Annotated in this window: 16 protein-coding genes and 2 tRNA genes; 9 read left to right on the top strand and 9 right to left on the bottom strand. The window is 40.3% G+C overall.

Annotated features, from left to right (window positions below; genetic code table 11):
• The first annotated feature begins 450 nt into the window (after positions 1–450).
• Both BO26_RS14265 and BO26_RS14260 read left to right on the top strand, forming a co-directional pair.
• Positions 451–2583 (top strand): hypothetical protein, encoded by a 2133-nt coding sequence (locus BO26_RS14265; protein WP_036772428.1) that lies wholly within the window; start codon positions 451–453, stop codon positions 2581–2583.
• Positions 2584–2805: 222 nt separating this feature from the next.
• Positions 2806–3072, top strand: a complete 267-nt coding sequence (locus BO26_RS14260; RefSeq protein ID WP_036772427.1) for a DUF1435 family protein — start codon at positions 2806–2808, stop codon at positions 3070–3072.
• Between the two features lie 52 nt (positions 3073–3124).
• On the opposite strand, the gene BO26_RS14255 is transcribed toward BO26_RS14260, so the two are convergent.
• The 3 genes from BO26_RS14255 to rsmC form a co-directional block, all read right to left on the bottom strand.
• A tRNA-Leu gene (locus tag BO26_RS14255) sits at positions 3125–3211 on the bottom strand.
• A 48-nt stretch (positions 3212–3259) separates the two neighbouring features.
• A tRNA-Leu gene (locus BO26_RS14250) sits at positions 3260–3345 on the bottom strand.
• 300 nt (positions 3346–3645) lie between these two features.
• A complete protein-coding gene (gene rsmC / locus BO26_RS14245; RefSeq protein ID WP_036772426.1) occupies positions 3646–4662 on the bottom strand; it encodes a 16S rRNA (guanine(1207)-N(2))-methyltransferase RsmC in 1017 nt (338 codons plus the stop codon).
• A gap of 127 nt (positions 4663–4789) precedes the next feature.
• On the opposite strand from rsmC, the gene BO26_RS14240 reads away from it, so the two are divergent.
• The 7 genes from BO26_RS14240 to BO26_RS14210 all read left to right on the top strand — a co-directional run bounded on the left by BO26_RS14240 (position 4790) and on the right by BO26_RS14210 (position 11673).
• Positions 4790–5203 carry a DNA polymerase III subunit psi gene (locus BO26_RS14240; RefSeq protein WP_036772423.1) on the top strand — a complete coding sequence of 138 codons (414 nt, stop codon included), beginning with the start codon at positions 4790–4792 and terminating at the stop codon, positions 5201–5203.
• Positions 5172–5639, top strand: coding sequence for a ribosomal protein S18-alanine N-acetyltransferase (rimI, locus tag BO26_RS14235; RefSeq protein WP_036772421.1), 468 nt, complete (start codon positions 5172–5174; stop codon positions 5637–5639). The genes BO26_RS14240 and rimI overlap by 32 nt, the downstream gene beginning before the upstream one ends.
• 134 nt (positions 5640–5773) lie before the next feature.
• Positions 5774–7363 (top strand): peptide chain release factor 3, encoded by a 1590-nt coding sequence (gene prfC, locus BO26_RS14230; protein WP_036772419.1) that lies wholly within the window; start codon positions 5774–5776, stop codon positions 7361–7363.
• Between the two features lie 337 nt (positions 7364–7700).
• Positions 7701–8078 (top strand): BON domain-containing protein, encoded by a 378-nt coding sequence (locus tag BO26_RS14225; RefSeq protein WP_036772417.1) that lies wholly within the window; start codon positions 7701–7703, stop codon positions 8076–8078.
• 182 nt (positions 8079–8260) lie between these two features.
• The gene (locus BO26_RS14220; RefSeq protein ID WP_036772414.1) at positions 8261–9328 is read left to right on the top strand and encodes a patatin-like phospholipase family protein; all 1068 of its coding nucleotides are present in this window, start codon (positions 8261–8263) and stop codon (positions 9326–9328) included.
• Positions 9329–9332: 4 nt separating this feature from the next.
• Positions 9333–10106: a TatD family hydrolase gene (locus tag BO26_RS14215; protein WP_036772412.1), complete on the top strand. Its 774-nt coding sequence runs from the start codon at positions 9333–9335 to the stop codon at positions 10104–10106.
• Between the two features lie 301 nt (positions 10107–10407).
• Positions 10408–11673, top strand: coding sequence for a NupC/NupG family nucleoside CNT transporter (locus BO26_RS14210; RefSeq protein ID WP_201771278.1), 1266 nt, complete (start codon positions 10408–10410; stop codon positions 11671–11673).
• Positions 11674–11915: 242 nt separating this feature from the next.
• Here the strand turns inward: BO26_RS14210 and BO26_RS14205 are convergent, their stop codons facing one another.
• The 6 genes from BO26_RS14205 to BO26_RS24155 form a co-directional block, all read right to left on the bottom strand.
• The gene (locus tag BO26_RS14205; RefSeq protein WP_036772407.1) at positions 11916–12182 is read right to left on the bottom strand and encodes a PAAR domain-containing protein; all 267 of its coding nucleotides are present in this window, start codon (positions 12180–12182) and stop codon (positions 11916–11918) included.
• A gap of 45 nt (positions 12183–12227) precedes the next feature.
• Positions 12228–12950 carry an Imm52 family immunity protein gene (locus BO26_RS14200; RefSeq protein WP_036772405.1) on the bottom strand — a complete coding sequence of 241 codons (723 nt, stop codon included), beginning with the start codon at positions 12948–12950 and terminating at the stop codon, positions 12228–12230.
• Between the two features lie 12 nt (positions 12951–12962).
• Positions 12963–13739, bottom strand: a complete 777-nt coding sequence (locus tag BO26_RS14195) for a restriction endonuclease fold toxin 5 domain-containing protein (protein ID WP_036772404.1) — start codon at positions 13737–13739, stop codon at positions 12963–12965.
• A gap of 1 nt (position 13740) precedes the next feature.
• Positions 13741–14082: a hypothetical protein gene (locus BO26_RS14190; protein ID WP_036772403.1), complete on the bottom strand. Its 342-nt coding sequence runs from the start codon at positions 14080–14082 to the stop codon at positions 13741–13743.
• Positions 14079–14576, bottom strand: a complete 498-nt coding sequence (locus tag BO26_RS14185; RefSeq protein ID WP_036772402.1) for a DUF4123 domain-containing protein — start codon at positions 14574–14576, stop codon at positions 14079–14081. Before BO26_RS14185 ends, BO26_RS14190 begins: the two co-directional genes overlap by 4 nt.
• On the bottom strand, positions 14573–15104 hold a 532-nt coding region (locus BO26_RS24155), incomplete at its 5' end, for a bacteriophage T4 gp5 trimerisation domain-containing protein (protein WP_036772400.1). The genes BO26_RS24155 and BO26_RS14185, both read right to left, overlap by 4 nt.

The following is a 15104-nucleotide window of genomic DNA, read 5'->3' as shown; positions in this document are numbered from 1 at the left end:
TAAGCAAGCCCGCACTTTAAAGCGGGCTAATTGTGTGTCTTTGGCTATTACACGGCTTGAATACCATTACTCCTATTTTACACAGAAATTTACTTAATTCATGTAACTAATTATTCCTGTGATTATTAATCTGTTGGTAAATAATAGATTAATATTAATTTGTTGAAAAGGATCATATTTGATTTTCATGTAAAATGAAGAGATAAATGGTGGTGATTTATAATGTTTTGTTTTAATAATGATCACAAAATTAACTCGATAAGGTTTACATTTTTGACGTAATACTGATATTGTTCAATGAAAATAATTATAATGTTTATACCTTTCATCCATCAAGTTGCTGATTTATTGGTTGCTTTAACTTACCGTTGCGTTGCAAATTGAAATCTATTGGGTATAAAGCTATTTATACTTTTATTTGGCATAAACTTAAGTGTTTAGGAAAATAATGTGAATAAATCTAACGTCAATACTGAAAAGTTAGCAACGTTTCTTTTTGATAATAAAGAAGATGCTTTGGAAGTGATGCGATTAGCTCAAATCTATTTAATGAGTGAAGATCAAAATAATAACGATGCTAAATTTTTTAATAACATTCCTTCATGCAGTGAAAATATTGATGGATATACGGCTATCGGGACATGGCATCCGGCGAAAATTGATGGTGAAATTACTTTTGTCAGACGTGAGCAATCTGACTCCATTTTTTGGGAAAGTTCACGACAGCAACTGACGGTGAATAAAGCAAAAAATGTGAAAAGGGTATGCCTTGTCGGTGAGTCTGTCGCGCTTGGCATGCTTTTCTCTCCTCATACTACGCCAGCCAAAACATTATCGCATTTATTGAATCAGCATACTGATATCGAATGGGAAGTCATCGATCTTGCAAAAAGCTGCATGAATGCGGGGGGACTATTGGAGACTTGTCAGGCAAGCTTACAATTACAACCGGATTATGTAGTTATCCTTGCGGGTAATAACTGGTTTTCAGATGTGTTATTTGAGCATAATCCACCATTGGAAAGACGTAGAAATTACGCTAATGTACTTGCAAATTCAGGTCCTAATGGAATTGCAGTTGAATATAAGGAAAAATTGGAAAAGAATGCAGAAATATTGATAAATAGAATAGATGTAATATCCAAAGAAAGCGGTACTGAATTTATTTTTGCTTTACCGGCAGCCAATTACGCAGATTGGGAGCGGAAAACGCCACTTCATTGGTTAGGTAATGGCAAAACTGCTGAGTGGTATGAATTATATCGCCGTGCGTCACAAGCAATAATCAGTGGGGAGTATATTAAGGCTTTAGAATTGGGTTTGATCATGATCGGTATTGATGGCGGTACTGCGGCGACTTCTAACCGTATTGTGGCTAATAGTTTAATTGCGTTAAATCGCGCTGAAGAAGCTAAGCCATATTTAGACGCGGAATGCAGTTATGCGTTAATGTATGATCTTGTCACATCATTCCCCAATACGCCTTCATTTGTGAAAGAATGTATTCTCCAACAAAGTGTTGGAGTCAAAATTATCAATTTAGAATATTACTTCTTTAAGTATTTGGGGACGAGTCTGTTAGATGATTCACTTTTTGTTGATTACTGCCATATGACACCGGAAGGTTTCAAAGTTGCGATGTCTTCTGTAGCAGAATGGCTAATTAATCATGGAAAAGATAAGTCAGATGTAAACTGGGAGGTAATGGCAAGAGAAGACATTGATTTAAATGTATCTTCATATGATTTAGCTGTTTCTTATTTTTATACTGCTTTATACAACAGTCATATCAATCGACCAATTGATGAAGCTGCGGAAAGAGGGCGAGTTGTTAAGTTATTTGATAAAGCTGTGCAATACTCATCTGAAATATTGGATGTTATGGAGTTGTATATTAAAGCCAGAAGTTGTGAGAAAGGAGCAGGATTTAGCCTAAGTCGAGCAGGGCAAAAGCTACTTGAACTTGTCAATTCTCCGCTTGATTTTCCCGTGGCTCAAACATCACCAGGCGCAGATGCGCAAACGATTGACGCAATCTGTGAAATACTTAATAAGTACGGTCGTCATGGTCATGTGTTGAAAGAATATTATCAAAAGAGTTATATTGACCAGCTTAAATACGGTGTGGATTTGACTGAACCTCAATATATTGAGCGAGCTAGTGCGGTTATTAGAGTTTCCGTAGATCCTGAAGTCAATACGCGAAGAAGTGTTCCATATTTTAAATCATGGTGGCCAACATCATCGTTTACGCTGATCACGACTGGCAATCGTGATTTAAATATGGCAGTTACCAGCAGAGTTAAGAAATATATCGAAGAAAGTAAAGTTAGGATTTTAATTAACGGTGAATTGCTTGAAGAAATGGAGCCATCATCGGAGTGGTCTCATCGTCAACTAATAGTTCCTGGTTTTCTTACTAAACCGGGATTCAATACAGTCACTTTGGAATGGCCTAAATTGGCACAGGATGAAGAAGAGGAAATGTTGAATATATCATCTCGATATAATAAAGGTTTAAAGACAGAAATATTTCCAGTTTTTGGTGAATTATTCTCATTAAAGGTCTCTTATTCAGAATAAATGGGTTTTGTAATATCGTATAATTTGCCATCCATTTTATAAACTAAGTTTATGAAATGGATGGTAATGCTTTGGGGTTATGCTGTCATTAATGTTAACGACACAGAAACTGCGTATAAATTGGTGTAATTACTATCTGATCAAAGGGGATTAACTGGCTTGTACTTCGTGCTTTTTTGTATATGATATTGGTAATCATTATCATTTGTATTGGTGCGAATTATGATAAGGGCTAAAGAAAGACAAAGATCTCTTTTCTGGCAGGGCATGACCAGCTTGTGGGGAGTGGGTTTATCTGGTCTGGCAGGAATGCTATTTATAATAGTGAATCCGGGAATCGAGCAGTTTAAAATTGGTGTAGTAATCGCAATGTTGCTAACTTTATTGATGCTGCTGAATCAGAGGTCACGCCATTTCCTGTTAATACCATCAGGATTTGCTGTGTTATGTGCTTTGCTGGCTGGAGTACATCGGTTTGGTTGCTTTTGATGCTTTACAGAAGGAAGAACAGGAAATGAATTGATACGGAAAACGAACAGATTGGTGCGAAAGGAGGGACTTGAACCCTCACGTCCGTAAGGACACTAACACCTGAAGCTAGCGCGTCTACCAATTCCGCCACCCTCGCAGGTACTGTTATTTTCTGTTACTGAATCTCATCAGCTGTTGTCTGATTTGGTGCGAAGGGGGGGACTTGAACCCCCACGTCCGTAGGACACTAACACCTGAAGCTAGCGCGTCTACCAATTCCGCCACCCTCGCAAATTCAGACTCTATCAACCTTGATCGATAGTACGGGGGCGAATTCTAGAGGTTTTGTAGCTTACGTCAATCATTATTTATTATAGCGTTGCATGGTTGCCGTAAAAATCATCATCGTTATACCCGTCACCTTTCAAGTTGCCTTTTTGTTGGCTGCGTTCACTTACCCCAGTCACCTAGTTATCTATGCTCCTGGGGATGCGTTCCCTTGCCGTCGCGATCCATCTTGAAATCCAGAGGGTATATTATGTTGTTATCAAAAATAACCTGTCCTTTGGATTTAAGGACAGGATGGGTAAGTTAGGATCTTTTTATTGCCTGATAAACTTTGAATTTCCCCGTTTGCGCAATGACTTCATGAGCGCCAAAAGTTTTATCCAGTAAATCGGGATAAGGCAGGAAGGCATTAGCAACAATCCGTAGCTTACCTCCGGGTTTGAGGTGGCTGGGCGCTTGGCGGATCAGATCATCGGCTGCCAGTAAACTGGTTTTCAATCCTTCATGGAAGGGGGGATTAGAGATAATCCAATCGAATTTATCTTCAATATTGGAATAAACATTGCTGACTACAACCTTACCTTCCAGTTTATTGGCTTTTAAAGTGGCTTTACTGGAGGCAATAGCCGCTGCATTAACATCACTCAGAGTAAGTGCTAACTGAGGATTATTTTTACCTAATACGGCGGCCAGGACACCAGCACCACATGCGATATCCAGTAAATTGCCGGAGAGAGGTTTGTTAAAGGTAGAAAGTAACAAACGGCTGCCGACATCCAGTTCATCCTGGCTAAATACACCTGGTAAGGTATTCACTGTGACGTTTTCCACTTGATAACTGTTCCACCAGTTATCCTGTTCGAACTGCACTTCATGCTCTAACTGGCCGTAGAAGAGGCTGCAACGACGGGCACTGTCGATTTTTTGGAAAGTCGCCATGCCATCCATTAGTTTGTCTACACTACGTACTCCGCTACGGTTTTCACCGACAACGAAGATATTGATACCTTTTGGCAAGACAGAGAACAAACTGCGTAATTGAAAGCGCGCTTCTTGCTTACTTTTAGGCCAGTAATAGATCAGGGTGTCACAACCTTGGGTAAATGCTTTTTCGGCTACCAGACCGAACCAGGCATTATCACCCAGAGTACGGATCAGCGATTGCCAGTGATGATATTGGTTAGTGTGCACTCGCACACTGGCAGCATCAATTTGGGTTGCCAGTGTATCTTGAATATCACCGGCGAACAGCAGGTGATGAGAGCAAAATTGCTCACGGTGACGCAAAATAACTTCACTAGCGGGGGTTAACGCAGACATTTGTCTATAAGCTCCTTCATACTTCTGTGCTCAAGTACAGGGAATGATAAATCTAATACCCAATATTGGCGCAGATAGTGGCCTCTGATAACATATTACTGTTATTTTTTACAGCAGGTGAATAGATATGGTAACCCGGCGCGACAGGTTATTAGCTCAATTGGGGATTACCCAATGGACCTTACGTAACCCTGCGGTTTTACAAGGTGAATTGGCTGTTCACCTACCTGATGCCACCCGTCTGTTGATTATTACCAATGACCACATTGATTTAACTAATTCATTATTAATAGATATTTTTACAGCTATGGGGTTGGATAAATCCTCTGTTTACTGTATTACATCGGACAATGTTGCGATGTTACCGGAACAGGTCAAGTGCCCATGTTGGCTGCTGGGCGTGGATATTACACTATCATGGCAAGGAATTTCTTTGAGAAGCCCTGCATTAAATGATTTATATTGTGATGGACAGGCAAAACGTTCTCTTTGGCAGCAGATTTCTCAATATGAACAACATTTCTCTATTAACTCCCGCTGATCTCCCGTCTGCTTTTCTGGTTGAGAAAGCCAGTCATGCATTCCCGTGGAATGAAAAAACATTTTTCAGTAATCAGGGGGAGCGGTATTTGAATTATAAAATAGCCATTAATGAGCAACTTATTGGCTTTGCTATCACTCAATTGGTATTAGATGAAGCCACATTATTTAATATTGCTATTCACCCCGACTATCAAGGCAAAGGTTACGGTAAAGCATTACTAGAATATTTAATATCCATTCTACCAGGCAAAGGAATGAATACCTTATGGCTTGAGGTAAGACAATCAAACTACTCCGCTATCCGCTTGTATGAACAGTCAGGCTTTAATCAAGTTTCTGTGCGTAAGAATTACTATCCTACTGCAACAGGTAAAGAAGATGCCATTATTATGGCATTGCCGTTACTTTCTGAATGGTGCAATGAAATTGATTGATTGTTTATAGCCCCAATTTCAGCGAAAATGAGCGCCAATTTTTTATTCATCCATGGGTTTGGAAACTGTTTTCCTATCGGGGATAGCGCCTGATGTTGAGTACAAGCCCGTATACAAAGCAGAAGATTCTATAGATGTCAAATTCCCCTTTTCAGCAAGAAGTCGCTAAACGGCGAACTTTTGCAATCATTTCTCACCCTGATGCAGGGAAGACTACTATCACTGAGAAAGTGTTGTTGTTCGGACAGGCGATTCAGAAAGCCGGTACGGTGAAAGGTCGTGGTTCGAATCAGCACGCGAAATCTGACTGGATGGAGATGGAAAAACAACGTGGTATTTCTATTACTACTTCGGTGATGCAGTTTCCTTACCAGAATTGTCTGGTTAACTTGCTTGATACGCCAGGACATGAAGATTTCTCCGAAGATACTTACCGTACATTAACGGCTGTTGATTGTTGCTTGATGGTTATTGATGCTGCAAAAGGGGTTGAGGATCGTACACGCAAATTGATGGAGGTGACCCGTTTGCGTGATACCCCGATTCTAACGTTCATGAACAAGCTTGACCGCGATATCCGTGATCCAATGGAACTGATGGATGAAGTGGAGAATGAATTGAATATTGCTTGTTGCCCGATCACCTGGCCGATTGGGTGTGGTAAGTCTTTTAAAGGTGTTTATCATCTTCATCTTGATGAAACGTACCTATATCAGACTGGACAGGGGCATACGATTCAGGAAGTTCGCGCGATTAAGGGACTAAATAATCCTGAACTGGATGCTGCGATAGGTGAAGATCTGGCTGAACAATTGCGTCAGGAACTGGAACTGGTGCAAGGGGCTTCCCACGAATTTGATCATCAGGCATTTTTGCAAGGTGAACTGACACCCGTATTTTTCGGTACTGCATTGGGTAACTTTGGTGTTAACCATATGTTGGATGGTTTGGTTGAATGGGCGCCGGCACCAATGCCTCGTCAGACCGATGCCCGTGCAGTTTCTGCTCAAGAAGATAAGTTTACCGGATTTATCTTTAAGATTCAGGCCAATATGGATCCTAAACACCGTGACCGTGTGGCTTTTTTGCGTGTGGTGTCAGGTAAATATGAAAAAGGCATGAAGTTGCATCAGGTAAGAATTAAGAAAGATGTCGTCATTTCTGATGCGCTGACATTTATGGCTGGTGATCGCTCTCATGTTGATCATGCTTATCCTGGCGATATTATCGGCTTGCATAACCATGGCACAATCCAGATTGGCGATACTTTTACCCAAGGGGAAGATCTGAAATTTACGGGTATCCCTAACTTTGCGCCAGAATTATTCCGTCGTATTCGTCTGCGCGATCCGCTGAAACAGAAGCAATTATTGAAAGGGTTGGTTCAGTTATCTGAAGAAGGTGCTGTGCAGGTATTTCGTCCCCTGATGAATAACGACTTAATTGTGGGGGCTGTGGGTGTTCTACAGTTTGATGTTGTTGTTGCTCGTCTAAAAAGTGAATACAACGTTGAAGCTTTATATGAACCAGTCAACGTTTCAACTGCGCGTTGGGTTGAATGTCATGACGCGAAGAAATTGGAAGAGTTTAAACGTAAGAATGAGCAGAACCTGGCGCTCGATGGTGGTGACAATTTGACCTATATTGCACCAACCATGGTCAATTTGAATCTTACTGGTGAACGTTACCCTGATGTTAATTTCCGGAAGACACGGGAACATTAATATTTATAAGGCTAACAATAGGTTAGCCTTTTTCTTTACAAAAATATATGTAACACAAGAATAATTTATAATTTAGTCGGCAATATTCGTCTTATTTTATAGCATTTTGCTTTATTTTCCTGTTATTATTTCTTGGTCTTTACTGTATCGATGTTTTTATTTTCCAATTTAGCTTAGCTGTTAGAAGTAATAAGCCGTTTTTGATTCTAATACAGATTGTCATTTTGTTTAGATTACGTTTAGATTACGTTTAGATTACGTTTAGATTACTTTGTACAAAGACAGTTTGAATGGCTTTATAGATTCAGAAATCTGACTGACAGAAGGAAGGTATAAAATGAAGAATGCTAAATTGACTTACTCGTTGATAGCTATTGTTTTAGGTACAGCCTTGGTCAGTGGTAATGTGCTGGCGGAAGAGTCTTTTAAAAATAAATCGATACAAGTGTTTGACAGTGCAGGTCAAAAAATTGATGATTCAATGAAAAGTGTTGATGGTTACATGGGAGATAGTGCGACCACTGCAAAAATTAAAAGTAAGCTGTTGGCAGAAAGGGGTATCAGCAGCAATGACATCTCTGTAAAAACAGAAAAAGGAGTGGTTTATATTTCTGGTTTTGTGAAAAGTGAGGAACAATCCAGGAAAATTTTAGCTGTTATCTCTAAGGTGAAAGGGGTCAAATCTATTCAAAATGGTTTAACCATAAAAAAATAATATATTTCTTTGTCTTGGGTGGTTGTTTCCTATCCAACAAATTTTAGTTGTACTAACAAGATATGCGCCCTCACCAGGGGTCTCTTTATCAAAATATTGACTACTTAGCACCATAATATAATGACGGATAATAACTCCCCAAGTTATGCTCTCTATCCGTCATTTATTTTCTTGGGGGCTGTGTGGGGAAACGTATACCGATAACTTTGGGAAATATTGATCTATTATCCTATAAATATAAGTCGCCTGTTAAATTTGGAAAAATTGCGCTTGTTTGTGAAGGGGGTGGGCAACGCGGTATTTTTACAGCCGGTGTGTTGGATGAATTTATGCGTGTTGAATTTAACCCGTTTGACCTGTTACTGGGTACTTCGGCAGGAGCTCAGAACCTTTCAGCTTATATCTGTGGACAACGTGGATATGCCCGGCGGGCTATCAGCCGCTATACAACAAATCCCGCTTTCTTTAATCCTCTGCGTTTTGTTCGTGGTGGTCACTTAGTTGATTTAGACTGGTTTGTAGACACGGCATCTAAAGAACTTCCGTTGGATATTCCGGCAGCTTTACGCAAATTTGATGCTGGGTGTGAATTTTATATGTGCGCGTGTCGTGCAGATAATTTTGAACCGACCTATTTTCATCCTGATGAGAAAAATTGGTTGCAAGTGATTAAGGCATCCAGTGCGATTCCTGGGTTTTATCGCAATGGTGTCACTATCAATGGCGTTGTTTATTATGATGGTGGTATCAGCGATGCTATTCCGGTGGAAGAAGCTTATCGCCGTGGAGCCGATACCATAGTGGTGATCCGCACAGTTCCTTCCCAGCTCTATTACACGCCTGATTGGGTGAAACGGATGGAACATTGGTTGGGGGATAGTAGCCTGCAAAAGATGGTGCGGATGTTACAACAACATGCGAAAAGCTACTACCGCACTCAAAAATTTATTGAGAATCCACCTGATGATGTGCAGATTTTTGAAATCTATCCGCCTGCTCCATTAACTGCTAGCGCATTAGGTAGCCGTTTGCCAGCATTGAATAAGGATTATCATCTTGGTCGTCGTTGTGGTCGCTATTTCCTGGCAACAGTCGGTCACGCGTTTGTTGATAATAAGTTCGGTATTGCTGAACGTAAAAATTATCATTTGAACCGTTACTTTTTACGCCAGAGTGTAAAAAGTGACGATTCGGTTAAGCCATCAGCTACGTTAGTCGAGTCACCAGAACAGCAGATTAATAACGGATAATTTCATGTTCATTGATACCCATTGCCATTTTGATTTTCCACCATTTCGTGATGACGAACGACAGAGCTTGCAACGGGCAGCGCAGGTTGGCATGGATAAAATTATTGTACCTGCTGTCAGTAGGCAAAATTTGCAACGGGTATTTGAATTAGCGCGCAATTATTCAGAAATCTATGCCGGGCTGGGTTTACATCCTCTCTATATCAATGAACATCAGGAATCACATCTTGCAGATCTGGAACAATTATTGAAGCAAAAAAATGAAAAATTGGTGGCTGTCGGAGAGATTGGCCTCGATCTTTATATGGCTGAACCTCAGTTTGTAAAGCAGGAGAGATTACTGTGTGCCCAATTATGGTTAGCAAAACAGTATGAATTGCCGGTTATGCTTCATTCTAGAAAAAGTCATGATCAACTGGCGGCGATCTTGAGAAAAATCAATCTTCCTCGTACCGGAGTAGTTCACGGATTTGCCGGGAGTTTATCTCAGGCAGAGGCTTTTGTACGTTTGGGATACTACATAGGAGTAGGTGGGACCATTACATATGAAAGAGCACAGAAAACGCGCCGTGTAGCCGCTGAATTACTTCTAACGTCTCTGGTTTTGGAAACAGATGCACCAGATATGCCGCTTTCTGGGTTTCAAGGTGAACCTAATCGACCGGAAAGGATTACCGGCGTTTTTGCTTCGTTATGTGAGCTTCGTCGTGAATCCCCTGATGAAATTGCTCGCCAGCTCTATAATAATGGTATGGAATTATTTGGGTTAAATTGTTGAGTGAAACATCATAAAACTTTAACTACGCTTACCTGATAATCATCTCTTAATTGTTTGTTATTTCGCCTTCTTATCGGTTAGATTATCCCATTGCAGATTATTTTCGTAATTTTGTGTGATGTTTGTCACATTTTTTGTTTTTTTATTGCTTTTTTCAGTAGGTATTTGTGATGTAGGTTGCTGGTTCATTCCGATGACTGAGTATAATCAGCGCCGACTTAGCGTCAGTGAACGATTTACATTCAACTGACATATTTAATTTATTATTAAGTGAACAGGGATTCTTCCAATGCAACTCTTTATGAGCCTGGTCGGGATGGTGGTGCTGATCTTGATCGCAGTACTTTTTTCCAGTAACTATCGAGCTATTAAACTCCGTACTGTCCTTGGTGCCTTTTTGATTCAGGTCGCTATCGGCGCTTTTGTACTTTACGTTCCCGCCGGTAAGGTAATATTAATGGGTATGTCTGAGGGAGTTTCCAGTGTTATCCAGTATGGTCAGAAAGGAATGGACTTTATTTTTGGTGGATTAGTTTCTCCCAGAATGTATGAACTGTTTGGCGGTAGCGGTTTTGTTTTTGCCTTGCGCGTACTGCCTATTATTGTTTTCTTCTCTTCATTGATTGCTGTTCTGTACTACATCGGGATCATGCAGCTCGTTATTAAAATATTGGGCGGTGGTCTGCAAAAAGTTCTCGGAACTTCGCGTACCGAATCTTTATCTGCGACAGCGAATATTTTCGTGGGCCAAACTGAGGCTCCACTGGTGGTCCGCCCTTATATTGCGACCATGACCCAGTCTGAGCTATTTGCGGTTATGTGTGGTGGCCTGGCATCCGTTGCAGGTTCGGTACTGGCTGGCTATGCATCAATGAACGTACCTTTGGATTATTTGATTGCTGCGTCCTTTATGGCGGCACCAGGTGGTCTGTTGTTCGCTAAACTGATAGTGCCTGAAACCGAAAAAACCCGTGATACTGTTGATGCGATGTCACTGGTTGCTGAAGAGGACCGCCCTGCTAACATTATTGATGCAGCCGCTTCTGGTGCCGCTGCTGGCATGCAATTAGCCCTGAACGTAGGTGCGATGTTATTGGCGTTTGTTGCCTTGATTGCATTGGTGAATGGTATTCTTGGTGGTATTGGTGCCTGGTGGGATTATCCACAACTTTCTCTTGAATTGGTGCTGGGTTGGATTTGTGCGCCAATTGCTTACCTGATTGGTGTTCCGTGGAATGAAGCCACAGTTGCGGGTTCTTTCATCGGTCAAAAACTGGTTGTGAACGAATTCGTTGCCTTTATGAACTTTGGTGCTTATTTGAAACCGGATGATGTGGTTGCTGCTGCCGGTTTGCAGGTTCTGTCAGGGCACACCAAAGCAATCATCTCTTTTGCGTTGTGTGGTTTTGCTAACCTTTCTTCCGTAGCTATTCTGTTGGGTGGTTTGGGCGGTATGGCGCCAAACCGTCGCGGAGATGTTGCTCGTCTGGGTATGAAAGCTGTTATAGCGGGTACATTATCTAACCTGATGAGTGCAACCATTGCCGGATTCTTCCTGGCTCTGTAACTTTCATTGCAACATGCAGGTGGGATAATCCCGCCTGCAATCAATTTTCCTTCCGGTTTATCTGCATTAAATATTGCAGAGTGCAATATAGTTATCTATGCATCCTGGGGATGCGCTCACTTGCCGCCGCGCTGCAATTTGAAATCTATTGGGTATAGGCATATTAACTCCTGCTATTTATCTTATTTTTTGCAATATGAATCTTTAAACCAGAGGTTTAAAGATTGCGAATAAAACTCTCATTAACTTATAAGCGTAAGGTTATGCTGACGGGCAATTAATCTTGCCCCGCATGCTGTTTGCATTCCTTCAAGTGCAATGGATTTTCCCTGATATTGCAGGGAGTCAGTACCTTCAATAATAGGAAAAACTCCTTTGCATTGGGGGCATTCGACCTGATCCCCTTTACCTGCAATGGAAATACCGTTGTAAGTATATTGGTCAATGGCGGTAATGACTTTACCACTATGATCTGTTGTATCACCCAGCAGGATAACAGCCTTTGACATTAAAGTTCTCCATTGTTTTACCATTAGAAAATAATATCGTTGCCTTTAAATCTCAGTAATTAATGGCAGCAATCCCAGATTGAGCAACTGAATTTCAACATCATTGGATTTATCAATATCATCTTGATTTTCACCATCAAAAATCCCTTTTTTGATGATGATTAATGTGCCAATTTGCTGATCGTTTTGATAAACGGGAAGTATTTCTTCTGCCATAGGAAGACAGGATTGATCAATTATTTTAGGCTGATAAAGCATCCAGCCGACACTGAGACGGTCAGGGAAAACCTGTTTATTCTGTAATGTATATTCGTTGGTTTCAACTTGAATATAGGGGAAATTACGACTGTTCACTAGATATTTGACAAGTTCAACTAACCGGGAAATATTAAGCTGGTTGCTGTCAATTTTTAGGTTCAGTTCTAACTTGACCCAGTTAGGACCTCTAGTAGATAATTTATTATAACTAATACTACTAGCTATCTCATCTTGTTCTCCATCCCACATATCTTCGATGAGTGACGGAAAATCTTTTTTATAAGATTTTTCAAAATAACTCACTATTTTTTCCGTTGGACCTTGTTCATCAAACACAACATGTTTTAATGCCTCTTTTCGGGAGTAACCAGTTAAGTACCATGTTTTTTTCTTTTCAAAAAATATATCTATTTGTCGTGTAATAAAATACAAATCCATTAACGCTGAATTTACAGTAATAGTTTCCTGTTGTTCATAACGCACATTGATTTCTATACGAATTATAGCCATATTTACCTCGAATTAAACTGTTATCATTAAATCGGAACAGGGGGTGTAATGAACATTAATATTTTTATGTTCAATAAATAGCGCCTTGAAATATTTACAACTTATGGGTTGTAAAAAATGCCATCCTACATGAGGCATATTATCTAATGCATTACAGACTGCTTGGTGTCTCTCAGCCTGTTTTTTCCCTGATTTTGCCCCCTTCCACCAACTTTTAGGTTTTCCCTTACTATCAAAAAACTGGTCATACCGCGCCTTAGCCTCTAGAAATAAACAACGCTTAGGCTGCCAGCCATCAAACGTCACTTTCAGACACTGAAACTCCTGAATTATTTGTGCCACCGGGTCATACCGGGTTTTGGCAATAAATCGCTGATAGTTAATAGTAATGGCGCTCCAGCGATTGACCTTGCGATATTTTTCACTTGTCACCGGAATAGCCAGACATTCTTCGCACGCTTTCTGCTTTTCCGTACTTTCACATTCTTCCGTTTTGGCCGCTGTTTGGGTTTGAACCGCAGAGGTATCAACCGGACCATCATCCAAATCATCATCTTCCCAAAAATCGGCGTGGGCCTCTGCGCTCCAGACGATATTGCGATCTTGATCTGTGATTTCAGGGGTTATTACAAAATCCGTTTTCTGATGTCGAATAATGTTGTCATCTTCTTCTACTGAACTCTTTTTTCCTGCTTCCATTACACCAACCACAATTAATACTCCGGTGCAGGCAGTAATAACGTATTCAGCAGCACCTACAGCAACCGGGGCCAGTAAGGGTATTGGCATATCAATGTCTCCTGTTCATCCTATTTTTTGCAATACGAAGGAAATCTTTAAACTGTTGTTCTGGATTCTGACCGGAAGATTCAAATACATCCTTGATTGGTGAAGCATTCTGAAAGTCGGGATTAAAGGCCACCAGATATAAATAAGATTGGATAGTATTTTTTTCCTGAAAGTTTAATGCTAATAAATAATCGTAAGAACCTTTTAATCGTTTACTGAGATGAGAATTACAAGGGATTAAATTTGCGTATTCAGCCAAGATCTCTTTTTCCACTTTTTCAACAAATTCTTGTTTTTCTAACTCAATAATTTTATCGAATTGTCCCTGAGTCAGTTTAATCATAACATTGCTCCCGACACCGAATAATAGATCGAATTATGCTGATAAAGCCATTTGGTCATTCCGCGAGTAAATTCTACCAACTGCTCATCATTGAAAATTTCCTGAATTCGATGTAAAACACGAGGATCATAAAAACGGAAAAGCGCCGTCTGTTTTGTCGGCAACTGGATATTTAAATAAGGCAATAGATGTCGGGTCAATTGATCTAATGATAAAGGTGTCAATATCCACGATACAGAAGGATAGGTATCTTCTAACTCTGACAATTTATTATACCAATGATGTCCATATTCCATATCAAATAACCAAGGGCCAGCAAACGCAATTTTTGAATCAGGGTAGTACCTGAATAAAGGATTATTTACCCCGGCAATATATTTAATTTTTGCCTGAAAGTAGTACTCATATTGCAAGCCATTTACCAGAGCATAAAGCCGAGTTTCAGGGTGCTCTTTCTGATAGTTCATTAATTTTTCATTTAATTCTAATATCATGATTGTCCTCTGATAACCATTGTTGCTCCTTCCAGTTCTGCTTTCAGCAAACAACTGATGCACAGCCCCTTATTGGGTATTTTCGGTATTTGTGCCGGAATATCTACATTCGCCTGCTTCATCTCTTTTTGTAACATATCGGGCAATTTCCCACCCCAACCAGAACCTATACCCGGCGTTCCACTACCGAAATTAATTCCTGAGCTACTGGTGATGCCACCAGCATCAATTTTGATAAAATGTCCCGCCGCTTGGAGAGTTAATTCACTACCAGCATCAATAACTAAGGTAGTTCCTGAACTCAGGTGAATTTCATTTTCTCCCAGCATGAAGAGTGCATCATCGGCCTTGACATGCAATTTTTTTCTGGACGAAACGGATATGTCATTATTAGCCAGAACGCGATATTCATTATCAACACGTAAATGAGCATCGTGCTTAATATGGTGGATTCGGTCATGTTCAATATTGATTGTTTCGTCATTTAAGATTTGAGTCTTCATGTTTTTCTGAGCATGAATAAATATT

Origin of the sequence: Photorhabdus australis DSM 17609 (assembly GCF_000711895.1) — a bacterium.
GTDB classification, from domain to species: domain Bacteria; phylum Pseudomonadota; class Gammaproteobacteria; order Enterobacterales; family Enterobacteriaceae; genus Photorhabdus; species Photorhabdus australis.
The sequence above is the reverse complement of the archived record's forward strand: the minus strand, read 5'-3'. Positions and strand labels throughout refer to the sequence as shown.